Raw genomic sequence first — 25,563 nt, 5'->3', positions numbered from 1 at the left:
GAACAACATCACAAGAAACCGGGTCCTTATTTATTTTCTGCTATCCTCCAGGTGTTCCAGCACCGCATCAATGGTATTGAGTTCCATAAATTGAGGGTGTTGCAAAGTATTGTCGTACTGTTCATGTGTCCATGTAACATGATAGGGAACGTGCGCCGCAAAACCGCCCAGCTCCAAAACCGGCATTATATCCGATTTGATGGAATTACCCACCATCAGGAAGTTTTCAGGCTGGCAATCCAGGTGGTTTAACAGTTTTTCATAATCGCCCCGCTTTTTATCGCTCATGATCTCGATATGGTGAAAAAATGGTTCCAATCCCGATTTTTTAAGTTTCCGCTCCTGATCCAGCAGGTCACCCTTGGTGGCCACCACCAGGCGGTACTTTTCCCGGAGGCATTCCAATGTACTTTTAACACCGGGTAGTAATTCGATGGGCTTTTGCAGCAGTTCCCGGCCCAATGCAATGGCCTTGTTCACCAGTTGCAGGGAGGCCGTTTCTCCAGACACCCTTCCGATCGTTTCAATCATGCAGAGTATAAATCCTTTTACGCCATAACCGTAGAGATGCAGATTTTGCATTTCAGTTTTGAACAGTTCCTGCGATACCGCATGCTGCGGCAGATAATCTTCCAGTAGTATACAAAATTGCTGCTCTGCTGCCTGAAAGTATGGTTCGTTTACCCATAAGGTATCATCTGCATCAAAAGCGATGGTGGTAATTCCTGAATTCATTTTATTTTTGTATTATTCTAAAAAATGCAAATTTCGTTGCCGGCCATGGGGCTGGCAAGGACATTTGTCCCGGAATGATATGTTACGTACCAACCAGTCTTTTTTGACCTACATGCAGCAGCTGTACGAGACGCAGCAGCGTAAAGAAGACATTATTCGAAAAACCTTTGTCAAAGGGAAAAAACTGCTGATGCAACATGACAAGGTATCCAGGGTAATGCTCCTAAAAGAGGGGATCGCCAAATGTTTTTTTACAGAGGAGAACGATAAGGATTACATCGTAGAGTTTTTGGGCAAAGGAGAGATCGTAGGGGAGATCGAGTCCATTCGCGGAACAACCTGCCTGTGTACCATTGAGGCAATCACCAATGTGGAGGTGTATGCACTATCCCTTTCTTATTTTTCGGCGCTTATCAAAACAGACCTTAAACTCAATAACCTGTTGCTGGATGTTTTTGCGCAACGTATTGTGCACACATCCAGCCGGGCATCCTATCAGCAGCTTTATACCATAGAGCATTCACTTTCGCGGCTCCTGGCTTTGCAGGCACAGCAGGCTGTTGCCATTACAAAAGAAGATATGGCAGCGTACCTCGGTGTTACCATCCGGAGTTTAAACCGGGCACTAAAGACCGTGCAGGAAAATGACGGGCACCGCTGATGCTTCAGATGCACCAAACGCCCAAAAGGCAAGGAACTGTTAAAAACAGTCTGTGGTGTTCAAGCAAGACTACAAAAATTGCATTTCAATTGCGGCACTGGTGTTATTTTATTATATTGCCGGGAAGCATTGTTTGCCAATTAAAAGCGATAAGAAATGAAATGTCCTAATTGTAATGAAACCTTGTTAATGACCGAGCGGCAGATGGTTGAAATAGATTATTGCCCCAATTGCAGGGGGGTGTGGCTCGACCGGGGCGAGCTTGACAAATTATTACAGGTTGCTTCCGAACAAAACAACATATCCGAGCCTCAGCAAACGAAGAATTATGAAGCGCGCAGTGACCAGTACTCCGGTCATAGAGGTCATAAAAAATATGAGCAGCAGTATCCGCGTAAGAAGAAATCCTTCCTGTCTGATTTTTTTGACTTTGATTAGCAGTAACGCTTTTCAAATACGGTACTCAATGCGCTGATAGACGACACGGGGGCATATTCCCTTGCTGCGCGCTTAAATTGATGGTCCTTTTAATTCCTGCCCGGCTATACCGTTTGGTTTAACGCGACCAACCTGGTACCAGACAAGCCTTTTAGACAAAGGTTGATGACTAAATCGGGATCGCAGCAATGATCTCCGTTCCGTCTTTCGAAGAATGGATATTCAGGGTTCCTCCCAGCTCTTTTATTTTGCGCTGCAACGATGAGAGTCCTATACCATTTTTCTTCCGTTGAAGCCTGACATCAAACCCTCTGCCATTGTCTTTAATCTGTGTAATGATCGTTTGGTCTTCTTCGTAAATATATAAATACATCTTTCGGGCGGCAGCGTGTTTTAAGATATTCACAAATGATTCCTGTATAACACGCAGCAATGCTATCCGTACCTGATTGGAGACCTTTTGCATCGAATCATCATCTATTTCAATCACTTTTTCGAATTGTCCGTCGGGCAACGCATATGCTGTGATCTTGTTGACGCTTTCCCTGAACGCAGTTTGTTCTTCCTTCAATCCTTCGGCATACCATTCGTGGCTTTTATTCCGGGTGTCCAGGTACGTATCCCTCGCCAAATCGCAAATAACCTTTAAGCTGTTTCTATGGGTGGGGTCTGCCTCATCCAGTATTTTTTTGTCGATCGTGTTACACAGATAAACTAATTTGCCTGCTATATCGTTATGAAGCTCCATGCCCAACCGGCGCTGGATTAAATTAGCCTTAATCTCTAATTCAGCGATCTCTATCTGTGTGAGCCGGTTCAGCGCTTCAATTTTACGCCGGTTCTTTTTGTCTTTTCGCCGCATCAGCACCACAAGAAAAGCAATACATAGCATCGCAAGGAGAGAAGCCCCGGCGATGATCATACGTTGCTGCTGCTTTTGTTTTTGAAGATCCGTAATTTCTTCCTGCTTCTGCTCGGCAACAAGTTGCGCATACAAGTTATTATTTATATCTGCCGTTTTAAGATCGATGATTGAATCGTTTATTTCGTAAGCATCTAAAAGATCATGATAAGCCCGCTGAAAATCATGTTCGAGTGCGCTTATCTTCGCCGAATACAGCAATTCCGTGGTATATTCACCGGGATCATTTTTATTACGCTTCCGGGCAAGCAATTGCAGATAATACCTGCTGCTGTCTGTTTGATTGCGGGATAAAAAAAAGTCAATATACTTTACTAACAACGCCCTTTCAACCGACCTGGTCCATACCTGATTGATGGTCGTATCCGAGCGGATGACGGTATAACTGCTGTCCAATATCGCTCTGGCAATCTCAGCACCTCCTTGCACCCGGTTTGCCGTGTATTGTACCTGATAGTATAGATACCGGCATTGATCCATTTTGTCCCTGGTAAGATTGCTCCTTTCCTGAAGGCTATTCCAGAGCTTTCCTGAAATACCCAGTATGACTACCACCATGGCAGTATCTTGTATATGGGCATACAGCCTGGATGCATTGTTGAGGATCGTCATTGCATTTGTACACGTATTTGGGGGCACTTCCTGATTCAGTATATATTGCGGCAGGGCTTTCAAAAAAGGCAATACGCGTTCAAAAACCGCTTTCCGTTTTTCATAATTTGCGTTTTCGTTCGTGCCATAAATAGTGAGTAATTGCCGGGGTTCATTCAGAGAATTGATGTATGGCTGCTTTTTTTTCAATTCTTCCTCTGCTTTTTGGAGGTAATAGATAACGGCGCCATCTTTGTGTGTAAAAGCAGCATTATTGGCTAAAAATGAATAATACTTATACCGGTAGGCCTGGTATTGCTGTTTACGCCACACAATCTTTTTATAGAGCTCAAGATGCTTCTTAAGCAGCATATCCTTAAAAGACTTTTCAGCCAATAGTTGAACGCTGTTTAAATAAGAGGTGTCGTTTATTTTGCCTGAGTTATATAGTGCATCTAACTGTTTCCAATGGTTATCAGTTATCTGACCCCATCCTGTATATCCGCAAACGATCAACGCGATACCAGGCAGCAATTTTCTGAATACCGGCAATAAGTACTCACAAGCGGTTATATAGAATCTTTTCGGCATAAACTAGTTGATTTTTAGCGGAAGCATAGCTGTCCCTCAACCGTAACAGTATAAAAGAACAGGATCTATAAAGCATATTTGCAACAATAAAAACGGTTATTTATATCAAATGATGATCATATGCATACTTTACCAGGCCCACAACCGAATGCAGGTTTAGTTTGTGCATCAGATTCCGTTTATGTGTCATAATGGTAATAGGGCTTACATGAAGCAGGTCTGCCACTACCTTTGTTTTATGGCCCGCTGCTAAAAGTCTTAATACCTCTAATTCTTTTTTAGTGAGATTTGTATGCTCAATGTGCAATACACTGCCTGCCAGCCGGCCACTCAGATCGCTGCTGATGAATTTAAGTCCTTTATAAGTATTTTCAAATGCAAATTTGATTTCCCCGGGTGTTGTAGCTTTACTTATGTACCCATGGATGCCTAAGGATAAGCATTCTTTGATCGTGTTGGTATCGATAACACTGCTTACAACAAGAATGATCAGATCGGGATAATGGGCGCGCAGGTAAGAAATAAACCCGGATACCTGCTGGCCGGGCATCACCAGATCGGTAAGCACAAAATCATACTGGATCTTTTGAAGGCTTGCTTTTGCTTTTTCTATTGAATCAGATATGTTGATGATGCTGTCTGCCGGCAGCATTTTTGTCAAAAGTTGCCTGAGACCTTCCGCTACCAGGGAGTGATCATCTATCAATAAAACATTGATACGCTGGATATCTATTTTGTACTGCATCATTCATTACAAAGCTACAATACCCTGTCTGATTATTATCTACTATAAATATAGTAGATAATTCATAAAAATGATATTTAAATTCCTGTATATGTATGATTGTAAAACCGGATGATCTGTTTGACTTTTACATATCCCTTTATGCTGGCAACGTTTATCTTATTTAAACAATTATGAACTAATGATACAGATTCAACAGGCTAAAGGGAAGCCCATTTTAAACTTCCTGCTTTCATGCTGCGGCGCAACAGTAATACCTAATAAATAAATTTCAGCCGCATAACCAACTGTTTCTATAACTCCTTTTTAATATTCAAGAACATGAAAAAAAAAGTGCTCACTGGAATACTTATTTTCCACATTGCGGGAACGGCTTTCTCCCAAAACATCATTCAACTGGTAGGCGCTCCGGGCGCCGGTGGTCCTGCCGGTAAAGGTCCTGAAACCACCAATCAAACGGTAACATTTTTTGTTAACAGCACAACGCCAACCAACCCGGCTGTTACGGCTATGTATTCTTTGTCCAACCAACAATTCAGTGCTATCGAAGGAAATCCTACCACGCCTGGGGTGGCTTTTGGCAGCAATCTGTCCTTAGGCACAGATGTAAACCTGGTACCTGCCGCCGGCAGCGGGGAACTGTTCTACCCAACCATGAATGTTGTAGGCAGTCCGCTGAACAGTTATTTTACCCCCTGCAATGGCTGTACGCCGGGGTCAGGGATTAACGTGGCAGCCAACCGGGCAATAGAGCTGCAACCTTTTGCCGATGCACTTATTGATGCAGCTAACAATAATTTATTTGCAATTACAGCGAGGGTTCGGTTTGCCGATCTTACGATCACCTTCAGCAAACCTGTTTCTAATCCGGTTTTACATTTTGCAGGTATCGGGGGCCAATATTACTATACTGCCGGTGGAAAATATTACAATCATGGGTATGCATCAGAATTTGACCTGCTTACACCTGGTATAAGCCTGAAAAAATTATCGGGCAGCAGCAAATTTGACGTAATGGGCAATACAATCAGGGATACAGCAGCAAACTTAGGATTTAACGCAGTGGGCGCTCTTCTTAATGGTACTATGCGATATGGTGCTGCCGGCAGCGTAGCTGTATTGGGAACCAATATTACAACACTTACATTCAGGATTTTTATCCAGGGCGATCCCGGGGATGTTACAACTGCTGCGGGAGCACAAACAATCGCCGATGCCGGCCGTACACCTAAATGGTCTGCTGCGTTAGGAGGTGTTGATCCCGCCGGAGGATTATATGGAGATGCCCTGACCATCGGCCTTTCATTACAGGCACCGGTGACTATCAGCGGCAACGTATTTAATGATCCGGATGGAGGTAATGTAAACAACAGCAGTGGTGTTGCCAATACCGTGCCGGGCGGTATGTATATAAACCTCGTGGATGCAAATAATATGGTGGTGGCCTCTGTTCCCGTATCAACAGACGGTACATATACGTTTCCCTCAATATTCGAGGGTACCTATACTGCTGTATTATCAACAAATGCCCTCGATCCGCAAACCACGGCTGCCACCGGTTCTGTGCCGGCAGGATGGCAAAATACGGGTGAATATAACGGAGCACCCGGCTCGGGTAATGATGGGCTAGCGGATGGTGCCAGCGCCGTATTTACCGTAGGTACAAGTGACGCAGTTGATATCAACTTTGGCATCAGACAAGTGGCGCTGCCGGTAATTTTCGGTGATATTTCCGCCACCATTGTCGACGGCAAATTAGATGTAAAATGGAGCACTCTTACCGAAATCAACAATAACTATTTTAATATTGAAGTATCAAACGACGGAAAAACATTTACCAGTATCGGAACTATGAACAGCAGCGCTGTGAACGGTAACTCCAGTATAAAGACCGATTATCATTTCCAAACGGCGTTACCGGTTGGTGCTGCATTTGCGGTAATTGCCTTTGCCATCTTGTTGCCTACATTCAAAAAGCGAAAATGGCGGTTTTTATCACTTTTAACCGTGCTGCTGGTAGTTATCAGTGCTTCCTGCAATAAAAACAACAGCGTCTTATCCGATAATGCAAACAACAGGCTGTTTATCCGGATCGCTCAGGTAAATATGGATGGGCAAAAAACATATTCAAAAGTTGTTTCAGTAGTAAGCGAAACGAAGTGATTCGTTATGGACAATTATTAATATACAGATATTCTTAAAGAAGTATTTCTCGTGTAAATTACCCGGTGTTGTTTCTACTTCTGCCGGTCATTTATAACGGAATCGGTGCCTTTACCACTGCCCGTTGCAGCAAGCCTTTTCTAATCATGCACTGGTTCTGCCAGATCAAAAAAGTTGCCCTTTGTTTTGTCCTTGGAAAGCATTTTGAAATTTTCCGGGGTGGGGGCCAGGTCAATGTATTTGTCTATAATACGCCGGTGTTTATAAATGATAAAGGTGTTTGCGGCATCCGGATTTATTTTATTAACGTGCACTTCGGTTTCCTTGTCATAAAATGAGGGCACAAAAGTTAAGGCGACGTGTTTGATATGGAGTTCGGTTCCTAATTTTTCCAATTCCGCTTGCCGTTCTTCTTTATTATAACCGTTATCGTTGGCGTATACAAAATACACTTTCAGGTAATTTTTATGCTCTTCGCTTTCCCCGTCTAAAAACTGCAGCCAGTTTTTTACGGCCTTCCAATCGGGTCGGTTGCCCACAAAATAAACAATACCGTGGTAGCGGCCGTATTTACAAACAGGGCAGGTTTGTGAGTCCTTGTCCGGCCCAACTGCATGAAAGGGTGTAAATGAAGGCTGGTCTTCGCCGATGCTTCGGCCCGATCGTGTTGCTGCGGTTATTTTCTTTGGGTAACCAGGAATGTTCAGTCCCAGGATAATGTCGTGCGCCGCAATCTGCAGACGGTCCTTGAGCAGTATTCTTACAATGCCGCTTCCTCCGCGGTTTTCCTGCGGGTATTTTTTGAAGTGGGGGATCAATAAAGGATCATCGTCAAAATTGATCTCATCGGTGTAATATTCATTGGCTATATCCGGTTCCTTAACGGACAAATGAATATGTGCAGGCAGCACATCATCCGGGTAGGGGGCAGGGCGGATGGTGCGGATGGTATATTCCCCGTTTTCCCCGGTTTTAACCCAGCCGCGGATATGCCCGTGGCGCTTTACCCGTTGATCCATTCCCGGTACCGGTGTGTAATACCCGTTATGATCCGTTTGCCAGTAGTAAATAATTATGCCCGGAGCAGGTGTTTTTCCATCCAGCTGAAAAACGGTTCCGGTAACCACCAGCTTTTGTCCTTTTTCATTCCAACCGGGACTGGTATCAACCGCGTGCAATTGCTCCGGCATTCCGATATACATCAGTTCGCAACCGTCGCAGCCACCGCCGATTGGCGGATGCTTTTCGTTTCTTGCCCTTTCATTGACTTGTCCGCTACAGCTTAGAAATACCAGGGACAGCAGCATCAGTTGATAAGTCCTTTTTTGCATAACTGATTTTTCTGCAAAAATGACCGTGGAAGCCATTGGTTTTCAATTAAAATATGCCGAGTGGAGTTTATTTTATGGTAAGCTGATGCCGTTCCGAAAACCGGAGCTTGAAATGCTTCGCATAATTACGGCTCACGCGCAAAACCGTATCGTCCAGGAGGGTAATATCGTAATCTCCGTTTTGCCGCGATTGCATGGATGCAATTTTATGGACATTTACGATATAGGATTTGTGGATGCGTACAAACTGATGACCATTCAATTGTGTTTCCAAAGACCTCAAGGTGCCGGTATGCAGGTGTTTTTTAGAATGATGGATGTTCACATAAGGGGGATTGGCCGAAAAATAAAGGATGTCCGCCACCGCTAACACCAATTTTCTATTATTACCGTCGGCAATTAAAATGGAATGGATGAATTGCGGCAATCCGGTTTCCGTCCCCGCTTTTTCAGGCATGGGTGCCGGCTGATGGTTTCGAACCGGGAACGGATAAATGGTCAGCAGAAATCCGTAAATAAGCACCGTTTTTATGAAATAAGCCGATAAACCAAAATGAAAGGTTTGCATATAGTTAAACGTATGCGCACAAAATACTTTTGAAAGCATCCAAACCAATGCGGGGTATAAAAGCAAATGTAGTACAATGGCTGAACCGGCGATTAGTACCCTGGATGCGGCTTTTTCCGGTTTTTCAGCGCGCTTTAAGGCCAACGTCAGCAATGGAAGAAACAACGCCCAATAAGAACTGAACAGCAGCGACTCGGAAAAGTAGAACGCACTGTTTTGAACCCGGGTAAATAAATAATCCAGCACCACATTGGCAGTTATCAGCAATCCTAAACAGGCCGTTAAAATATACTTCGGCTTCAGCCTGTTTTGGAAAAGAGAATAGAATAAGCGACTGGTCAAATTCATTTTTTATATGGCACAAGGTAGCTTAAAACAGGCAATGTACCATTTTTACGGTGTGGCAGATAAAGAAGAAAATAGCGCCTGTTGATTATAACTGTTGTTCATCGAACAAATCCAACTGGCGGTTTTGAGGGGCTTTTGCCTTACCAAAAACGGTTCTGCCACCATATTTCCACGAGTTGGCCCTTTCATGGGCTATGTATTCGTCGAGACTTCCATCCGGTATAAAATCTTCTGCCAGTCGGGCGGTTACTTTTGAAAGCGATTGAATAGCCTGTATTTTATCCTGCCGTCCCAGCTTCGATTTTTGTATGGCTTGTTGTAAGGTGTCAATTGTTTCATCATAAACTCTGGTGGGAACAGGGAAGGGATGGCCATCTTTGCCGCCATGCGCAAAAGAAAACCGCGCCGGATCTTTAAACTGCGCCGGCTGTCCGTAAATCACTTCGCTTACCAAGGCCAGTGACTGCAGTGTTCTGGGACCTAATCCCTCCAATAACAATAGTTCTTCAAAATTGCGCACATGCTGCTCCTGCGCCAACCATAGAACAGCACCCAAACGTTTTATGTCAACATCCTTTGCAGTTACGTCATGATGCCCGGGCATGACCAGGTGCCGGATCCTGGAGATCTCAGATAACATTTTATCCGGATTTTCTGAGGTTACCTCCAGCATGGCTGTTTTCAAAGGCCGGGCCATTTTATCGGTAAGGTTGAGGATATGGCCCTGGTTTGCTCCATATATACTAGTATGCGGCTCTTCTGTAAATGATTGCACAGAAGGGGAGTGCCAGTGATAACGACGGGCAGTGGCGCTGTTGTTGCTCATGCCTTGTTGTATAACCGTCCACTCACCTTCATTACTTAAAACAAAATAATGCTGATACAATTGAAACCCATCCTGAACCGCCGTATTATCCACTTTTGCACTCAATTTACTGCTCCGGACCAGGCTCTGCGCCGGCAGCCCGGTGGTTTCAGCAAACCGTACAATATCGTTTGGTGTATTCCTGGATTGTTTGCCTTTACCACCACAGATAAAAATACCGAATTCTTTAGCGAGCGGATTGATGCTTCTTTTTAAAGCGCCCATTACCGAAGTGGTAATCCCTGAAGAATGCCAGTCCATACCCATTACTGCGCCCAGGCTCTGGAACCAGAAGGGATCACTTAATTTAGATAACAGGGCATTTTTACCCTGACCGGAAATAATTTCTTCTACAATGGCTTTTCCCAATTTAGCCATGCGCTCCGCCAGCCATGGCGGAACATGGCCATAATGTAACGGTAAATCTGCACTGCCGGATCTTTTCATGAATTACTAACAAAATTAGCATTTTAAATTTACTTAATGAAACAACCTATCCAAACCGGTCGTTTTTAAGATGCTCAAATATGAGTATAGCAGGGCTGCCTTACATTATGTTAAATTAGGAGGCGGATAGGTTTTCGCTATTAGGGTAGTTCAAAGTGTCATTTTCATCATATATAATTGTAGGTAATATGTATTTATACTCATAAAATCAGCTCAGTATAGAAATTCTTATAATCAGACAATAGGCAACCAACACCTGCAATAAGGCTTGTGTAACGTTTCGTATAGCGTGTTCGTGTGCGTGGCCGGCCAAACGGCGGAGCATCCGTTGACCTTGATTTTTTGTTATTTTAAGACAAAGGACTAATAAAAATATCCTAAGCGCCGGCAAATTTCTTTACGCGTGGCTCAAGGAGGAAATTAAATCCAGTGCCTGCGGGCGGCTCTGCGCGTAAAATTTGTGGCGTAAATTTCGAAAAATCGCCACCAAAAATTTTACAGGCAGATAGCATGGCCACAGCGCTAATCAGGCGCAGCCCGCAACGCAGAACCCATCATGCGTGACCATCAATAATGGGAATCATTTTGTGAATAGAATAATCCGCCTGCACCATATTTGCGCTCCTGTAAAAAAGAATGCCGTTCACACACGCCGGTCCTAAAGAAGATGATCGGTTGACCATCACTTCACTGAAAATAAAATCAGCGCCATATGGAAATACAGCGCTGTCGTTTTTAAATGTAAACCCTAACTAATGCAGGCATAAATATCCGGCCAGGAACCCGGCCAGGTGTTCTATACATGCATCTGCAAAGGTACGTCAATTATTTATTTCTTATAATTTATATTATGTTAAATAAATAAATTACCATTTCCAACCCATATCTATCCAGCTGTTACCACTCATAATTTACAGCGCTCCGGAAGCTGGATATTTGTGTATTTTCACCCCTATGTCCTTAAGTATCATTTTAATTCTTGTGATCAGTTTTATTGCTGCGCTCGTAAGGTCAACCCTGGGTTTTGGGGAATCATTAATTGCCGTACCACTTTTCCTGTTTTTTCTGCCTGCAACTACAGCTGTGCCGTTATCGGTGATGCTGTCTATTGTTATTGCGTTGATCATTGTGATCCAGGACCACCGGAAGATTCATTTTTACAGTGCGAAATGGCTCATTCTTTATGCAGTTCCGGGCATTCCGCTGGGCCTGCTGGTTCTTATATATGGCAACGAAATCCTTGTAAAAACAGTGCTTGGATTGCTCATTATCGGTTACGCATGGTATACATTGGCTGTTAAAACCACAAAAAGTTTAATGAAGGATAATCATTGGTGGCTTTTTATCTGCGGCTTTTTGTCGGGTGTGTTTGGCGGCGCCTATGGATTGAACGGTCCGCCCCTGGTGGTATACGGCAATCTCAGGAATTGGTCGGCGGTCCATTTTCGCGCCACGTTGCAAGCTTATTTTTTACCCGTAAGCCTGCTGGGTTTTATCGGGTATGCCGTTAAGGGATTGGTAACGGCTGAAGTGAATTACTATTTCCTGATAGCGCTGACCACTTCTATTCCCGCCACCTTTTTAGGCAGATGGCTGAACCATAAATTAAATAGCCGGTCCTTTCTCCGGTATGTGCTTTACGGACTGATGATCATTGGGGTTATTTTAATGCTGACGGCCTGGTATCAGCCCCCGGCCACCATGGCATGATGCTCATTGCCCCACGGGTTTCACCGGTAGTTGATTTTAGACACTGTTTATTTATCGGAAGTTTCGGCTAAAGGTGTTTTCACCCGGATATATGTTTCAATATTGTACCGGTTTACATTGCTGCCGGCAACTTTTTCGATCCCTTGCTGTACGAGTGTATCCTGGTGAATGGAAACTATAAAACTGAAATCATTGCCTTCCCAATCCCGGGCGTTGCAATATTCGAGATGCTCCGTATACACACTGTCTTTAAGCGTATAAGCACCGCCGCCTGCAGAAAAGACAGCGGAGTCCTTCCCGTTTTCTAACCCATGATGCAGAAAGGCAAAATGACTGTTGTTGATGATCTTTATGAAAGACCGGTCTTTCGTATAATCCGTAATGGTGGTATCGCCGTTTTCAATAAGTGTTCCGCTTAAAAGCTTCCAGGTACCGTTGATCGGCGGCCCGGCCTGCTCAATCTTTTCTTTCGTTTCTTGGGCACAGGATATAACAAGGGTGCATATAAAAGCGACCGCAATTTTCAATCTCATAGAATATCTGTTTACGATTTATTCAATGAAGATAGTAAAAACTATTCCGTATTGTTTCCGGGTTTATTTTAAACGCAGGGAACGCCAGGTTTCTGCAAAGAACGCAATATTATTTGGGTACCGGTTACCTCATTGCGAACATGGCGGATGCTTTGCGCGCCTGGCGGTAAATACCGAACCGCAGGAAAAGATGAAAAGACGGTATTAAGTTTACATCACTTCCTTAATAATTAATGCATTTGATCTAAATTGTGGAGATAAATATGAAACTGCAAGCTACTACCCTTAACCGGCGGCAATTTGTAAAAGCCGCGGCATTTGCCGGCCTCGCATGGAGCATTCCTGCTGCTGTATTGGCGGCATTGAAAAAAGAAATTATTCAAATCGGTATTATTACCGACCTGCACCAGGACCTGATCCCCGATGGCTATGAGCGTCTTACTGCATTTGTGGCGGATATGAAAAAAGCCGCGCCCGATGCACTCCTGCAAATGGGTGATTTTGCCTACCCCGGTGATAAAAATAAAAAACTGATCGACCTTTTTAAGAACGCGCATCCTACGACCTTGCACGTGATCGGCAATCATGATACCGATGCGGGTTATACCAAGCAGCAGTGCATCGATTACTGGGGCATGCCCGCACGGTATTATACATACCTGCTTAAAGGAATACGTTTGCTGGTACTGGATGGCAATGATAAAGGTTCGCCAGGACATAAAGGAGGCTATCCCTCCTATATTGGTCCGGAGCAAGCGGCCTGGCTGAAAGAACAGCTGGAAGCCGCGAAAGAACCGGTGATCATTGTATCGCACCAGCCGCTGGCAGGTTCTGCGGCGGTGGATAATGCGGCTGAAATACAGGCAGTGCTGGAGCAGCACCGGAACAGGATCCTGATGGCCATCAACGGGCATACCCATATTGATGCACATCTGCAGATAAACGGTGTTCATTATGTACATATCAACTCCGCCTCCTATTACTGGATGGGTGAAAAGTACAAACACGCCATCTATACCCCTGCTGTGCACCAGCAATACCCCTATCTTTCCTATACCTGTCCCTATAAGGATGCGCTTTTCACAAGGCTCACTATCGATCCCGTTAAAGGCAGGATCCATATAAAAGGAAAAGCCAGTCAGTGGGAAGGAAAATCCCCGGAGGAACTGAACTATCAAAATTCAGCAATGCTTCATGCCGGAAAAGAGATCGTACCCCGGATCAGCGAAGTAAAGTGGTAGCTGTTACAAGAATCATTCCCGGTTGTTGGTTACGCAAGTTTACCACAGGTTTATCTCAATACTGCCTGCTCTGTTCCTGCAAAAATAATTTTCGTTTTAAGCCTTTGAAGCGCCGATTTTGTAAGGTTGCTGATTGAGCAGGATCGCATTGACGGATATCACCTGTTTATAAACCCGGCGCTATTGGCAAAGGATATTGCATTTTCAAAGAGAAAAAGTGTTAAAACCTGTACCCGTACTTTTCCCAATAGAATTATTGTTCCTGCTTATCTGCGGGCCTGCCCTGTTTTTTCCACCATTCGGGAATAACCAGCCCCGATTGTTCTGAAAGTAACGGTCGATTAAAAACGGCATAGTTTTAGACCCCGTATAAAGGCGTACTTATCCGCGCATTTTTATTACTCTAAAACCGATCAATCATGAGCCAGGAAAATCTATCGTATACGGAAGCTATTGAAAAGCTTCAGCACCTTGTAAATAAAATTGATGTTTGTATGTTTTGCTCCGCAATCCGCAATGGCAGCCTGCATGCTGTGCCGATGAGCCGGCAGGAAATAGATGATACCGGCGCCATCTGGTTCCTGCTTTCTGCGGAAAGTGACACCTGTAAAAATGTACTGGAAGATCCGCGGGTGCAATTGCTGTATGCACATGTAAGCGATTATAATTTTATGACCGTTACCGGCAGCGCTGTTATTAGCAGGGATCCTCAACGTATTGAAAAGTACTGGAGCAAATTTACCGAAGCCTGGTTTGAAAAGGGCAAAGAAGATCCGAATATCCGTATTATGAAGGTAACGGTGGAGGATGCGCATTACTGGGATAATAAAGCCAATAAGCTGGTCACTTTCCTGAAACTGGCAGCCAGCGCGGTTACGGGAAGCAAACTGGATATGGGACGGGAAGGTGATATCGACCTGCCGGGAAATGCCTGATGGTGTTGCCCTGGTGTGCTTCAATGAATATTACCTTGCCGGTTACCCCCTGCAGGATTAGTAAATTTATTGTATACCCGGAGCATTTAGCCCAGCTGCTTTTCGGTTAGATGCCGCCAGTAACGCCTGGGAACATGCCGGATATGCAGCCGGGTGTTTTTACGTTCCTGAATATTCGTGCTTTTAAAATAGTCTTTCCAGAGTGTGCTGTATAGGGCTTCGGAAGCATCCAGCATCATTTCAGCAGCATGAACTACCGTGCCGGCGGCCGCTGCTTCAATCAGCACTTCATGAATGGCATGTAAGTCATAGTAGATCCCGTATTTTCTTTTACGGTCATAGATCAACCATCGCTGATCGGCATACCGGTCTTTAAAATGTTTACGGACCAGCGGTAGCACGTTGTAATCGGGCTCAATGGCAGCGATATACAACCCGCAGGCTGTTTTTTGAAACCGTACAAAAGCCTTCATCCGGTGCCGCTCCCGGCTTACTTTTTGGGCCATCTGCTGAACGGCCATCACCGCCGGATGTCCGTAGTTGGCGGCAGCACCGGCAGCGTGATCAAAAACAAAACGCGCATAATTGAAAAGCTGCTGCATAACAGCAGCATCTTCTGCAAGAAAAGCACTATAATACTCAACCTGCAGTGCGGTGGTCAGTTTCTTTTTTAACCCCTTCCATACGCGTAAGGCTTTTTCCGGTGTTGTAGTAATGATGACCACCGGGTCAAAAAAATTATTTCGGGCCTTATCTTGTTCAAACAGCGCAACATGACAATGCCGGGCGGCATAACTTTCAAACACCGCTGTTAAAAGGCCGGAAAAGCTTCCGTCAAATAGATACTGAACAACCGAGTGGTGTGTAATTAAATGTGGCATGATCAAAATAAGGCTAACTGTGGCGCCAGTAAAGAAGCATACTTGCTTTGCACTGTTTTCAGGATCAGCGCCCGCAATTGCTGCGGATCTTTATCTGTATACCGGTTCAACGCATCCGTGCAGGTAATAAAATACTGCGCCCGGTTATAGGCAACACCCATCTTTTGCAACTGGTAAACATAAATATTGCCGAACTGTCGTGTTGCAATGATTTTTTGGGCAGACTGTCTGCCGATGCCAGGCACGCGGATAATGGTTTTAAAATCGGCCCGGTTCAGGTCTACAGGAAAGAATTGCGGATGACGCAGCGCCCAGCTCAACTTGGGATCGATCTCCATTTCCAGGTGCGGTTGCGCAGCATTGACAATTTCCCCGGCCGCAAACCCGTAAAAACGCATGAGCCAGTCGGCCTGGTATAAACGGTTTTCCCGTAACAAAGGTGGCTGGCTATTCAGCAACGGCATGCGTTCATCGGTATTTACCGGAATATACCCGCTGTAGTATACGCGTTTCAGTGCATACGCGGTATAAAATTCGGCGGCCGTTTGCAGTACCTGCAAGTCTGTTTCGGGCGTTGCGCCTACTACCATTTGCGTGCTTTGCCCGGCCGGAACAAATTTTGGAACACTGCGGATCATACTACGCTCATCATTGAACCGGATCAGCTGATGGTTTACCGTTGCAAGTTGCCTTCGTACTTCGGTATGTGACTTTTCTGGGGCCACCGCTTTTAATCCGGCTTCGGTGGGCATTTCCAGGTTAATGCTCATCCGGTCTGCATACAAACCGGCTTCTCTCACCAGCTCCTGGCTGGCACCCGGGATGGTTTTTAAATGGATATATCCGTTGTAGTTTTCCTCCAGCCGCAACTTCTTTACAATGGCCAGCATTCGTTCCATAGTATAGTCTGCATGCTTAAAAATGCCGGAACTCAGGAACAATCCTTCAATAAAATTCCGTCGGTAGAAATTCATCGTGAGGTCTACCACTTCTTTTACTGTAAAGGCGGCCCGTTTGACGTCATTACTTTTTCTTGAAATGCAGAAAGCACAATCGTAAATGCAAAAGTTGGTGAGTAAAATTTTTAAAAGGGAAACACAGCGTCCGTCTTCGGTATAGGAGTGACAAATGCCAGATCCGGTATCCCCTATCCCTCCATTGGTATTTTTCCTGTTGCTTCCGCTGGATGCACAGGACACATCATATTTGGCAGCATCTGCCAGGATGCGTAGTTTTTCCCTGATTCGCTCCATGAATATTTTTGATGGCAAAATACTAAAAATATTAGTATTTTGAATTATTGGCGAATACATAATATGCAATTAAAAAATCAGCATATATAATGGCCACATAATAAGCATGCTTTTAGGACTGCTACACAGATGTCCCTTTTTTAATATGTCGACTGTATTTATAAACGGCGTTAATAAGGCCATGATGCATACACCGGCAGCACAACACAGGATTTATGACGTTTTTCCTTTTCCGAAAGCCGGATGCATTGGCAGGATACCGAATTGCTTTTTATGTATCAAATAAGCCGGCATCAAAATAAAAAACATGATCGCCCACTACCCTTGCTGGTGCCGTATAAGGATGTGTTGCTGCCTTACCAACCGCCATAATATGCAGCACCTTCCAACCCTTTGCTTTCAGGTAGTCTGCAACCAGGGAGCGGTGGCAACGCCACCATACCGCTTCGGAACACATACAGGCGGTGGGTTGTTTTATAGCAAATGCTTCCAGTTTTTTTATGGCTTTTTCAAAGTCAGGTGTCTCCATATAATCGGCATAACCTCTGAAAGATGCATTGTGCCAGCGATCGTTCCTGGAATGTTCCTGCACTTTTCTTCTTCCGCCCAATGCTTCCAGGTGCACATATTCAATACCGTTGTTTTTCAGCGTTGCTTCCAGCACTTCACCGTTAAATTGCGGAAATTTCTTTGATCCCGGAAAACGCCGGATATCTGCCAGCATGCGGATATTGAATGCTTGCAACATCCTGATGAAATCTTCTATGCTGTGTGTAGAGTGGCCTATGGTATAAAGGGTATGCAAACCGGTGTAATAATATGCAATATACGAATTCCCGCTGTTCCCGGCCGGCAGAGACCCGGGGCAACGACGTTGCATCCGGTCAACGGTTCTGCCAGCGGTCAGTTGCCCGAAAGTCTTTTCACCTCCCGCAACAGCAGCGGAAATGCCGGTTGTGCCATGCCACCGTGATCGTAGCCCTGCAGTTCATAAAGTTGTACCTGGGTATTACCGGTCAGTTTCAACATCCGCAACAGGTAGGCATTTTCTTCATAGCGGCCATAGAGCTCCTGCTCGCGGTCGCCGGTGATGAGCAGGATTGCGGGCCTGGCTTTGCGTACATGGTATAATGGCGCCAGTGAATCGATCCTGGGTTGCAGAGGCGTTATGCCCTGCTCTTCCCGAACGGTAAAGTGCGTGATACATTGGGGGCTAAAAGGTACAATTCCCAATATGCTGTCTGCATCGATATTATAATGCCGTAAATATTTTTTGTTAAGTGTAAGCATCAGATCCAGGTAGCCACCTGCAGAATGCCCGGAGAGCACGATGCGGGAAGCACTGCCCCCATATTGTTCGATGTGCTGAAACGCCCAGGCCACCGCTGCGGCCGCATCTTCGATATATTGGGGCGCCTTCACCCTGGGTGAGAACCGGTACCCCACTCCTATAATAATATATCCTTTATTCATCAGGGCTTCCGGAATTTCTTTTTTCCCGGCTTTAAGTCCTCCCCCGTGAAACCAGATAATGGTAGTTGTATTGCGTTTGTTTTTCGGATAATAAATATCCAGCCGGCATTGGCTTTGCTGGTATGCATCCTGTTTAACAGATGCCGGATAGTAGGGAATATCTTTTTGCCAGTCGTAACCGTTTTGTGCTTTTACCTGGAGCACTAAACTCAGCATTACAAAAATCAATAATTGCTTCATATCAGATCCTTTTAAATCCTGATCAGCAAGATACGGCTTTCGCTCCGATCAGGATGGCGTCGGCATCCTGGTAACATTCTCATGAACGCTGATCGCGGATTTAGTGATCGGGTTTGTAATGGGCTTTTTTATAGATGGATTCCAGGGTCACCGGAAGCCCGTTTCTCTTTTTGCTTTCATCGGCCGCTTCCATAAAAGCCAGGATGTCCAGCGTTTCATTGGCGGCCACCGGTGCTTTGCCTGTTTCAAAAAAACGGATGATTTCTTTTAATAAAGGATCGTATCCTTTAAAACTACCCAAGGTTACGGTCTTCTTTTCCGTAAAGATGGTACCGCCGTATTCCGATTGTCCACTGCGCGTGCCGCGGAAGCTCCCGATGCGTCCATCGTTCCAGATGCCGGCCACCACATCAGCATCCGGTGTATGCAACCGGATCACCGACCGGCAGCCTGGTCCCATGGCTGTAAACAACATTTCTACCCCGTGGATGCCATACCAGAACAGATCCGGGTGTGTTTTCTCCAGCGGAGCCGGGCTATACGTTTGGGCGCCGATCACTTTCCCGTAGCTGCCATTAAGGATCGCATCCATACCGGTAATGTACCGGAGCGAGGAGCTGGAGAATACCGGTACCTTATACTGGGCCGCAGCTTTAAAAATTGCAACCGCATCTTTCAGCGAAGCGGTGATGGGTTTATCAATAAAAAGTGGTTTGCCGGCCTTTAATACCGGCAACGCCTGCTCCAGATGCAGCCGTCCATCATTGGTTTCCAGGCAAACGGCATCTACTTTTGACAGCAATGCTGCAATGGAAGGGGTGATATCCACGCCATATTTCTGCACCTCAGCGGTAAAGCCGGGAATGCGATCTACACTGCTTGGGATATCGTTGCTGCCCCGGGGATAAGCGGCCACAACGCGGTAGCCCATAAACGCCGGATCGGGATTGTTCCCGTTCAGCGATTTTACAAAAGCCACTGCATGCGAGGTGTCCAGCCCGATAATTCCGATTCTTTTACCTTGTGCGAAAGGTTTATTCCATGTTGCGGAGGCACTGCTGCGGATACTGAGCCCGATACCCGCAAGCGCAGAAAGACGCAGAAATTGCTTCCGGTCCATCGTTGGTTGATTAAGCATGTTATCGTTTGTTTGGAATGCCGTTATATAGCCGAATATTCCGGTTGCCACCGTTGCACCTGGCCGGTTTCTGCCGCCGTATTGCCCATATGAACCGCAATAGCTACATCTTTTCCTGTATGTACATTGCTGGCTACCGGCGTACCATTGATAATGGAATCGGCAAACCCGCTAAGCGCAAAAAATGTTGGCTCTATTTTTTTCTCATCCTTGTATACATAAATTCCCTTGCCTTGTTGCAGGGCCTCTTTGGTAGCGCCGGTGACACCGTCTACTGTGGCATAGGTTCGAACCCGGTTCTCGGTATAGAACATGGCCGTATCCCGTCCCAGTTCAAAGGTACCTTTAGAACCAAAGATCAGCATCCGGTAGCCTACAAATTCATTGCTGAGCCGCGAGCCTACCAGTGAACGCACCCCGTTGGGATATTCATAAACAGCCTGGATATTATCATATGTAGTACGTCCGTCCTTCCAGAAGTCAATGCCCCCCATGGCCACCGCGCTTTGCGGGGCGGCTCCTGCCAGCCAGTTTACCAGGTCGATCTGGTGAGCGGCCAGTTCTGCAAGCAGTCCGCCGGAATATTCTTTATACATCCGCCAGTTAACGGCCTTCTCACTGCGCCCTCCTTCTACCGGCCGGCGCCAGTCGTTATTGCGGTTGTACTGCGATTCGAAATGAGTAACGGTACCAATCATACCTTCCGCCAGCAGCTTTTTGATCTTTGCATACATTTCATAGTAGCGGTATTGATGACCTACCTGTAATACCTGCCTGGGATGCTGCTTCATCATACGGGCCAGCGACAATGCCTGTTCGATATTATAGGTCATGGTCTTTTCCACATATATATGCTTACCCGCGCTGATGGCATCCATTGCTATCGGGTGATGTAAAAACAACGGCGTGGCAATGATCACGGCTTCTACCTGCTTATCTGCCAGCAGTGCTTTATAATCCTTATAAGAGCGGGCGCCGGGTGCTGCCACCTTCATGCCCGACTGCAAATGGGCCTCATCAATATCGCAGCAGGCTATCAGCTGCACGGTCTTTATTTTTTGGAGTGTTGTGGCAAGGCCTAATCCCCGCTGACCTACCCCAATCAATCCCACCCGTACATACGTTTTGTTGATCAGCGGCGTAAATGCAGCGGCTCCCACAGAATACCCGGCAACAGCTACCGAACTTTGCTTCAGGAAATCACGGCGCGAAAATCGTTTACTCATTTTGTTTGTTTAGTCTGCTAATATATTTAAGGATTTCAGATGCATCACAACCGCTCATAAAATAACAGCATCACTGCCGAACAATCCTATGATCCATCAGCCCCCTCTAAAGATATTCAATTATGTGCATGTACCGGATAATATTTCCGGTTACGTTACCGAAAATATCAAAAAATGGAAGGACGGCAAAAAACGTGTTGAAAGGATTGCTGTTGGTTTAACGTACAATTTTTATTTTGATCCGGTAATAGCTGAATTGCCGGCCGGCTTTTTCATAGTCGCTGTGTACCATATTGGTGGCGTAGTAATACAACCAGTAGGTATTTTTTCCAGCGGGGATCAGACCAGGACTTATGATGGCCCAGTTATTTTTACTTTTTTCCAGCAGCGCTTCTGTCAGATCAATATCCGTGGAAAAAGCCTGATTACGATACATATACAACACGCCAATGCGAATACGGTTGGAGGCTTCATTAAAATAGGTGGGAAAAAGCAGGTCCAGGTCGGCGTCAATTTTACTGGCAGCCGGGTTGTATAAGTGTGGAAAATCACTGGCGGGATCCGCAGTAAAAACAGTTACCGGTTCCTCAATCGTATTCCAGTGCTCGTCTGTGATTGCGCGACCGATCGTCCGGTACCGGACCTTATTTACCGTGGTCCAGTAACGCAGATAAATATGAAACCGATCGCCTTTTTGTACGACCGAAAACTGCGAATCGTGTTTGCGGTTCCACAATACTTTTGCGGGCCGCCATTGTATCCCGTCGGCAGATTCCGTGATAAATGTTTTCTCCTTATGCCCGTCTCCGGCATCTCTGGCCGTATAAATCATTTTGTATGGATATGGGGTGCTGCGGACGATAAAAACATCCTGCTCAACCGCGCCGTCCCGCTTCGGATGCCCGGTACCCATCAGGATATTTCCGGCATCACCCGGAAGGTTTTTCTGCCAGCTACGGCCGTCTTTTGAAGCTGCATATAAAAGGTAGCCGGAATAATCGTCTTTGCGATGGTTATCCCAACCGGAATACCACATCTGCCAGTAACCGGGCCTTGGCTCCAGCACCTTGAAGTATCCCATCATTTGTTCTTCCCAGGGAAGCGTTTGCTGCAGCACCACCTCCCTGCTGTGGGGCACTACGCTAACGGTAAACGGCGGTTTTGACGGTTGAGTGGCACTGCCCGGTTGAACGGCACAGCCAGTAATCAGGGAAATAAATACAGCGATGACGGTTGACAGCCAAAATGGCGGGCAATGAAGCATAACATTCGTTTTATGAATCGTACTTATAAAAATCAGCCGGCAGGTAAGGTTTGCCGGAACACCGCACCGTTTTAAAGCGTGTGCCGTATGCTAGCGCAATATAATAAACATGTATGACATATTTCTTTTTTTTAACCCGCTTTTGTAAGTCAACCGTTTGCACAACAACGCCCGCAACCGGCTGTTGCCAGGTGCGGGCGTTGTTTTTCCGTTATACCGGTGGTCTGTTCCTACAGGGTGATCTTTGCAGCAACCGATTGCGGTACGGCTTTTTTATTCACCAGGATGCTGGTGGTTTTAAACTGCACATAGGCTTTGGTTACATGCAGGTAGCCCTTATAATCATTTCCGGTGCCCCAGGAGTTTTTAACAATATAATACTCCTTGCCATTCTGATCTTTGGATACCCCAACGATATGCATACCATGGTCATCCGATGTCTGGCCATTTTCAATGCCCAGCTGCCGCAGTTCTGCGGTAATCTCCGGTTCGGATTTAGGACCACTGAACAATTCTTTTTTCTGGGCCGCACTAATGCTCTTTACGTAAGTCATGGGGTTTTGCGGTACAAATGCCACACCATTGGGCCAGCTGAAATAGGGTTCAGAAACATCGGTGCCCCAGGCTACGGTATACCCGCTCTTCAATGCATGATCGATAACCTCGGTAATCATCGCAGGCGGAATATTATAATCCCACTGGAACGCCCAGTTATCCGGTACCATCATCATGGCTTTCTGCCAGTAGGGCGTATTGTTTTGGGAAATAAACTCAATGTACTGATTGGGATCGAGTCCTACTACTTCCTTTGCAAAGCTCTGCGGTGTATAACTTTTGTTCTGATAGGTAAACATGGGAGGCACCGGTCCCAGGTAGGCATCCAGGGTAGCCGAAAAGGCTTTCTTCCAACGGGGAGAAAGCACGCCGGCAGGGTTTTTAATAACTGCATCCAGCATCGCTTTCAGGATGGCCTGCATTTCACTGAAGTTGTTGATGGTTGCGCCGTTCAGTAAACCCGTATATACCTCTTCGGGTACGGCACCGTATTTGGCATACATATTAATTACATCATGCGGTTCGCCGCCATCGCCCCAGCTTACGGCGCCATTCATTTTTACATAGTTCTCCGCTTTATCCTCATAAGACTTCCGGGCGGTATAGATCTTTGCCAGCGGCACCGGTTTCCGCCCGGCCTTGATCATTTCAGCTTCTAAAAAAGAGTTGGCAGAGTAGCTCCAGCAGGTGCCGGAGGAGCCCTGGTTTTCTACCGGTGTAACGGCCAGGTTAATCACATCGGTAAACCGGAAACCGGTACTGTCGCTGCTGTTGCCGCTGATCTTCTTGATGAGGTCGTCCTGGGCATGCAGCCAGCTGCTGCCGGCAACCGTTACGGATAGCACAGCAGTTAAGAAAAACTTTCTACGCATTTTATTCAAATTTATCAGTTGTTTGTAAGCGGATCCCCGCCAAAGCAATACTTAATCCCGCAAAGAAAAGATTGTTGGTTCAAATAATACGGAATTTTTTATGAACGGCGCCGTACCCAAAAACAAAAAACGGAGCCGAGGCTCCGTTCTGTACTATACGTCTGTTTCTTTTATGCGTACATTTCATCCCGCAACGCTTTTACGCGTTCATCTTCCAGGTACTCATCAAAGGTGCTCAAACGGTCGATAATCCCTTTGGGCGTTAACTCGATGATCCGGTTTGCTACGGTTTGCATAAAGGTATGGTCATGGCTGGTCAGCAGTACAACGCCGCTATAAACCGTACATTGTTCGTTGAAACTCTGGATGCTTTCCAGGTCCAGGTGGTTGGTTGGCTGGTCGAGGATCACCACATTGGGATTTTGCAGCATCATTTTACTCACCATACACCGTACTTTTTCACCCCCGCTTAATACATTGGTCTTTTTAAGTACTTCTTCCCCGCTGAACAGCATTTTACCCAAAAATCCGCGAAGGAAGGGTTCATCCACATCGGTAACATGAGACGGTACAAACTGACGCAGCCAGTCCATTAAATTCAGGTCAGACTGGAAGAATTTACTGTTCTCAATGGGCAGGTATGCCGGGGTAACCGTAGTGCCCCACTCAAAGCTGCCTGAATCTGCTTTCGCCTCGCCGTTAATAATTTCAAAAAACTGTGTTACGGCCAGCGGATCCCTTGAAATAAAGGCGATCTTATCTCCTTTATTTACACTAAACGTTACATTGTTGAAGAGCACCCGGTCTTCGGTTGCCGATTTTAATTTTTCAACATTCAGGATCTGGTTTCCTACCTCCCGCAGGGGCTGGAAGATAATACCCGGATATTTCCGGTAGCTTGGTTCAATTTCCTGGAAGTCCAGCTTTTCCAACGCCTTTTTACGGCTGGTAGCCTGTTTGCTTTTGGAAGCATTGGCACTAAACCGGGCAATAAAGTCCAACAGTTCCTTTTTCTTCTCCTCCAGCTTTTTATTCTTATCGCTGATCTGGCGCGCCATTAATTGCGAGCTTTCATACCAGAAGGAATAGTTACCGGTAAATACTTTGATCTTCTGACGGTCTACATCGGCCACATGGGTACATACTGCATCCAGGAAGTGACGGTCGTGGCTCACTACCAATACGATGTTTTCATAATCAGCCAGGAAGTTCTCCAGCCAGCCGATGGTTTCAATGTCCAAACCGTTGGTAGGCTCATCCAACAGTAAGATGTCCGGATTTCCGAACAGGGCCTGGGCCAATAATACCCGTACTTTCATATTGGAGGGGATATCCTTCATCAGCATCTGGTGCAGCTCATCTTTTACACCCAATCCATTTAAAAAAGCCGCGGCATCACTCTCCGATTCATAGCCTCCCATTTCACCATATTCGGCTTCCAGTTCAGATGCCTTCATATAATCGTCTTCCGTTGCATCGGGGTTGGCATAGATCGCGTCCCGGCGCAACATGGTATCCCACATTTTTTTATGCCCCATCAATACCGTATTCAGCACGGTCTGGTTATCAAACTCAAACTGATTTTGTTTCAAAACCGCCATGCGCTCACCCGGAGTAATGGATACGGTGCCTTTGTTTGCCTCGATTTCCCCACTTAAAATTTTCAGAAAAGTTGATTTTCCAGCTCCGTTGGCCCCAATAACGCCATAGCAGTTCCCTTTTGTGAAGTTTACGTTCACATCTTCAAACAATACCCGCTTGCCATAAGCCAGTTTCAGATCTTTAACACTAATCATGAGTCCGTCTTTATTTATCTGTTTTCAAAAAGTGGTGCAAA

At 45.8% G+C, this 25,563-nt stretch carries 22 protein-coding genes; 6 read left to right on the top strand and 16 right to left on the bottom strand.

Going from position 1 to position 25,563, the window contains the following annotated elements; translation table 11 throughout:
• Positions 1-30: 30 nt before the first annotated feature.
• On the bottom strand, positions 31-735 hold the full coding sequence (locus LQ567_RS03025) for an HAD family hydrolase (protein ID WP_231002622.1): 705 nt from the start codon (positions 733-735) through the stop codon (positions 31-33).
• On the opposite strand from LQ567_RS03025, the gene LQ567_RS03020 reads away from it, so the two are divergent.
• Together LQ567_RS03020 and LQ567_RS03015 are read left to right on the top strand one after the other, a co-directional pair.
• Positions 713-1,396 (top strand): Crp/Fnr family transcriptional regulator, encoded by a 684-nt coding sequence (locus LQ567_RS03020; RefSeq protein WP_317206826.1) that lies wholly within the window; start codon positions 713-715, stop codon positions 1,394-1,396. The two genes, LQ567_RS03025 and LQ567_RS03020, sit on opposite strands and share 23 nt — an antisense overlap.
• 156 nt (positions 1,397-1,552) lie before the next feature.
• The gene (locus LQ567_RS03015; RefSeq protein WP_231002620.1) at positions 1,553-1,834 is read left to right on the top strand and encodes a TFIIB-type zinc ribbon-containing protein; all 282 of its coding nucleotides are present in this window, start codon (positions 1,553-1,555) and stop codon (positions 1,832-1,834) included.
• 169 nt (positions 1,835-2,003) lie between these two features.
• On the opposite strand, the gene LQ567_RS03010 is transcribed toward LQ567_RS03015, so the two are convergent.
• On the bottom strand, positions 2,004-3,719 hold the full coding sequence (locus LQ567_RS03010; protein WP_231002619.1) for a sensor histidine kinase: 1,716 nt from the start codon (positions 3,717-3,719) through the stop codon (positions 2,004-2,006).
• 319 nt (positions 3,720-4,038) lie between these two features.
• The gene (locus LQ567_RS03005) at positions 4,039-4,686 is read right to left on the bottom strand and encodes a response regulator (RefSeq protein ID WP_231002618.1); all 648 of its coding nucleotides are present in this window, start codon (positions 4,684-4,686) and stop codon (positions 4,039-4,041) included.
• 318 nt (positions 4,687-5,004) lie between these two features.
• Between LQ567_RS03005 and LQ567_RS03000 the strand changes: the two genes are divergently transcribed.
• Complete coding sequence (locus LQ567_RS03000; RefSeq protein ID WP_231002617.1) at positions 5,005-6,846, top strand: hypothetical protein; 1,842 nt, start codon at positions 5,005-5,007, stop codon at positions 6,844-6,846.
• 140 nt (positions 6,847-6,986) lie between these two features.
• On the opposite strand, the gene LQ567_RS02995 is transcribed toward LQ567_RS03000, so the two are convergent.
• The 3 genes from LQ567_RS02995 to LQ567_RS02985 all read right to left on the bottom strand — a co-directional run bounded on the left by LQ567_RS02995 (position 6,987) and on the right by LQ567_RS02985 (position 10,405).
• Complete coding sequence (locus tag LQ567_RS02995) at positions 6,987-8,177, bottom strand: dioxygenase family protein (protein ID WP_231002616.1); 1,191 nt, start codon at positions 8,175-8,177, stop codon at positions 6,987-6,989.
• 67 nt (positions 8,178-8,244) lie between these two features.
• Complete coding sequence (locus LQ567_RS02990; RefSeq protein ID WP_231002615.1) at positions 8,245-9,093, bottom strand: LytTR family DNA-binding domain-containing protein; 849 nt, start codon at positions 9,091-9,093, stop codon at positions 8,245-8,247.
• Between the two features lie 85 nt (positions 9,094-9,178).
• Positions 9,179-10,405 (bottom strand): DUF763 domain-containing protein, encoded by a 1,227-nt coding sequence (locus tag LQ567_RS02985; protein WP_231002614.1) that lies wholly within the window; start codon positions 10,403-10,405, stop codon positions 9,179-9,181.
• A 954-nt stretch (positions 10,406-11,359) separates the two neighbouring features.
• Between LQ567_RS02985 and LQ567_RS02980 the strand changes: the two genes are divergently transcribed.
• Positions 11,360-12,115 (top strand): sulfite exporter TauE/SafE family protein, encoded by a 756-nt coding sequence (locus tag LQ567_RS02980; protein ID WP_231002613.1) that lies wholly within the window; start codon positions 11,360-11,362, stop codon positions 12,113-12,115.
• 47 nt (positions 12,116-12,162) lie between these two features.
• On the opposite strand, the gene LQ567_RS02975 is transcribed toward LQ567_RS02980, so the two are convergent.
• Complete coding sequence (locus LQ567_RS02975; RefSeq protein WP_231002612.1) at positions 12,163-12,648, bottom strand: hypothetical protein; 486 nt, start codon at positions 12,646-12,648, stop codon at positions 12,163-12,165.
• Between the two features lie 263 nt (positions 12,649-12,911).
• On the opposite strand from LQ567_RS02975, the gene LQ567_RS02970 reads away from it, so the two are divergent.
• Together LQ567_RS02970 and LQ567_RS02965 are read left to right on the top strand one after the other, a co-directional pair.
• Positions 12,912-13,889 (top strand): metallophosphoesterase family protein, encoded by a 978-nt coding sequence (locus tag LQ567_RS02970; protein WP_231002611.1) that lies wholly within the window; start codon positions 12,912-12,914, stop codon positions 13,887-13,889.
• Positions 13,890-14,308: 419 nt separating this feature from the next.
• On the top strand, positions 14,309-14,824 hold the full coding sequence (locus tag LQ567_RS02965) for a pyridoxamine 5'-phosphate oxidase family protein (RefSeq protein ID WP_231002610.1): 516 nt from the start codon (positions 14,309-14,311) through the stop codon (positions 14,822-14,824).
• An 86-nt stretch (positions 14,825-14,910) separates the two neighbouring features.
• Here LQ567_RS02965 and LQ567_RS02960 read toward each other — a convergent pair whose 3' ends face one another.
• The 9 genes from LQ567_RS02960 to LQ567_RS02920 all read right to left on the bottom strand — a co-directional run bounded on the left by LQ567_RS02960 (position 14,911) and on the right by LQ567_RS02920 (position 25,522).
• Entirely contained in the window at positions 14,911-15,705 is a 795-nt protein-coding gene (locus LQ567_RS02960; protein ID WP_231002609.1) for a TIGR03915 family putative DNA repair protein, read from the bottom strand.
• A 2-nt stretch (positions 15,706-15,707) separates the two neighbouring features.
• Positions 15,708-16,958 (bottom strand): putative DNA modification/repair radical SAM protein, encoded by a 1,251-nt coding sequence (locus tag LQ567_RS02955; protein WP_231002608.1) that lies wholly within the window; start codon positions 16,956-16,958, stop codon positions 15,708-15,710.
• A gap of 271 nt (positions 16,959-17,229) precedes the next feature.
• The gene (locus LQ567_RS02950; RefSeq protein ID WP_262909542.1) at positions 17,230-17,763 is read right to left on the bottom strand and encodes a DUF488 domain-containing protein; all 534 of its coding nucleotides are present in this window, start codon (positions 17,761-17,763) and stop codon (positions 17,230-17,232) included.
• Positions 17,764-17,861: 98 nt separating this feature from the next.
• Entirely contained in the window at positions 17,862-18,671 is an 810-nt protein-coding gene (locus LQ567_RS02945; RefSeq protein WP_231002606.1) for an alpha/beta hydrolase, read from the bottom strand.
• A 100-nt stretch (positions 18,672-18,771) separates the two neighbouring features.
• Entirely contained in the window at positions 18,772-19,809 is a 1,038-nt protein-coding gene (locus LQ567_RS02940; protein ID WP_231002605.1) for a Gfo/Idh/MocA family protein, read from the bottom strand.
• Positions 19,810-19,832: 23 nt separating this feature from the next.
• Positions 19,833-21,035 carry a Gfo/Idh/MocA family protein gene (locus LQ567_RS02935; protein WP_231002604.1) on the bottom strand — a complete coding sequence of 401 codons (1,203 nt, stop codon included), beginning with the start codon at positions 21,033-21,035 and terminating at the stop codon, positions 19,833-19,835.
• A 217-nt stretch (positions 21,036-21,252) separates the two neighbouring features.
• Positions 21,253-22,299, bottom strand: a complete 1,047-nt coding sequence (locus LQ567_RS02930) for a hypothetical protein (protein WP_231002603.1) — start codon at positions 22,297-22,299, stop codon at positions 21,253-21,255.
• Positions 22,300-22,529: 230 nt separating this feature from the next.
• A complete protein-coding gene (locus LQ567_RS02925) occupies positions 22,530-23,726 on the bottom strand; it encodes a C1 family peptidase (RefSeq protein WP_231002602.1) in 1,197 nt (398 codons plus the stop codon).
• A gap of 170 nt (positions 23,727-23,896) precedes the next feature.
• Complete coding sequence (locus LQ567_RS02920) at positions 23,897-25,522, bottom strand: ABC-F family ATP-binding cassette domain-containing protein (RefSeq protein ID WP_231002601.1); 1,626 nt, start codon at positions 25,520-25,522, stop codon at positions 23,897-23,899.
• Positions 25,523-25,563 lie beyond the last annotated feature (41 nt).

Origin of the sequence: Niabella pedocola (assembly GCF_021044425.1) — a bacterium.
Taxonomy (GTDB): domain Bacteria; phylum Bacteroidota; class Bacteroidia; order Chitinophagales; family Chitinophagaceae; genus Niabella; species Niabella pedocola.
Note: the sequence above shows the minus strand (reverse complement) of the source record. Positions and strands in the feature narration are given on the sequence as shown.

What these genes read in the sequence shown, in the direction of transcription:
- LQ567_RS02965 (WP_231002610.1), top strand. Translation starts at nt 14,309, where the DNA reads ATGAGCCAGGAAAATCTATCGTATACGGAAGCTATTGAAAAGCTTCAG.
- LQ567_RS03010 (WP_231002619.1), bottom strand. Translation starts at nt 3,719, where the DNA reads ATGCTGCTTAAGAAGCATCTTGAGCTCTATAAAAAGATTGTGTGGCGT.
- LQ567_RS02935 (WP_231002604.1), bottom strand. Translation starts at nt 21,035, where the DNA reads ATGAGTAAACGATTTTCGCGCCGTGATTTCCTGAAGCAAAGTTCGGTA.
- LQ567_RS02945 (WP_231002606.1), bottom strand. Translation starts at nt 18,671, where the DNA reads ATGAAGCAATTATTGATTTTTGTAATGCTGAGTTTAGTGCTCCAGGTA.
- LQ567_RS03025 (WP_231002622.1), bottom strand. Translation starts at nt 735, where the DNA reads ATGAATTCAGGAATTACCACCATCGCTTTTGATGCAGATGATACCTTA.
- LQ567_RS02925 (WP_231002602.1), bottom strand. Translation starts at nt 23,726, where the DNA reads ATGCGTAGAAAGTTTTTCTTAACTGCTGTGCTATCCGTAACGGTTGCC.
- LQ567_RS02930 (WP_231002603.1), bottom strand. Translation starts at nt 22,299, where the DNA reads ATGCTTCATTGCCCGCCATTTTGGCTGTCAACCGTCATCGCTGTATTT.
- LQ567_RS03015 (WP_231002620.1), top strand. Translation starts at nt 1,553, where the DNA reads ATGAAATGTCCTAATTGTAATGAAACCTTGTTAATGACCGAGCGGCAG.
- LQ567_RS02975 (WP_231002612.1), bottom strand. Translation starts at nt 12,648, where the DNA reads ATGAGATTGAAAATTGCGGTCGCTTTTATATGCACCCTTGTTATATCC.
- LQ567_RS02955 (WP_231002608.1), bottom strand. Translation starts at nt 16,958, where the DNA reads ATGGAGCGAATCAGGGAAAAACTACGCATCCTGGCAGATGCTGCCAAA.
- LQ567_RS03005 (WP_231002618.1), bottom strand. Translation starts at nt 4,686, where the DNA reads ATGATGCAGTACAAAATAGATATCCAGCGTATCAATGTTTTATTGATA.
- LQ567_RS02990 (WP_231002615.1), bottom strand. Translation starts at nt 9,093, where the DNA reads ATGAATTTGACCAGTCGCTTATTCTATTCTCTTTTCCAAAACAGGCTG.
- LQ567_RS02940 (WP_231002605.1), bottom strand. Translation starts at nt 19,809, where the DNA reads ATGCTTAATCAACCAACGATGGACCGGAAGCAATTTCTGCGTCTTTCT.
- LQ567_RS02920 (WP_231002601.1), bottom strand. Translation starts at nt 25,522, where the DNA reads ATGATTAGTGTTAAAGATCTGAAACTGGCTTATGGCAAGCGGGTATTG.
- LQ567_RS02970 (WP_231002611.1), top strand. Translation starts at nt 12,912, where the DNA reads ATGAAACTGCAAGCTACTACCCTTAACCGGCGGCAATTTGTAAAAGCC.
- LQ567_RS02980 (WP_231002613.1), top strand. Translation starts at nt 11,360, where the DNA reads ATGTCCTTAAGTATCATTTTAATTCTTGTGATCAGTTTTATTGCTGCG.
- LQ567_RS02985 (WP_231002614.1), bottom strand. Translation starts at nt 10,405, where the DNA reads ATGAAAAGATCCGGCAGTGCAGATTTACCGTTACATTATGGCCATGTT.
- LQ567_RS02995 (WP_231002616.1), bottom strand. Translation starts at nt 8,177, where the DNA reads ATGCAAAAAAGGACTTATCAACTGATGCTGCTGTCCCTGGTATTTCTA.
- LQ567_RS03020 (WP_317206826.1), top strand. Translation starts at nt 713, where the DNA reads ATGGTGGTAATTCCTGAATTCATTTTATTTTTGTATTATTCTAAAAAA.
- LQ567_RS03000 (WP_231002617.1), top strand. Translation starts at nt 5,005, where the DNA reads ATGAAAAAAAAAGTGCTCACTGGAATACTTATTTTCCACATTGCGGGA.
- LQ567_RS02960 (WP_231002609.1), bottom strand. Translation starts at nt 15,705, where the DNA reads ATGCCACATTTAATTACACACCACTCGGTTGTTCAGTATCTATTTGAC.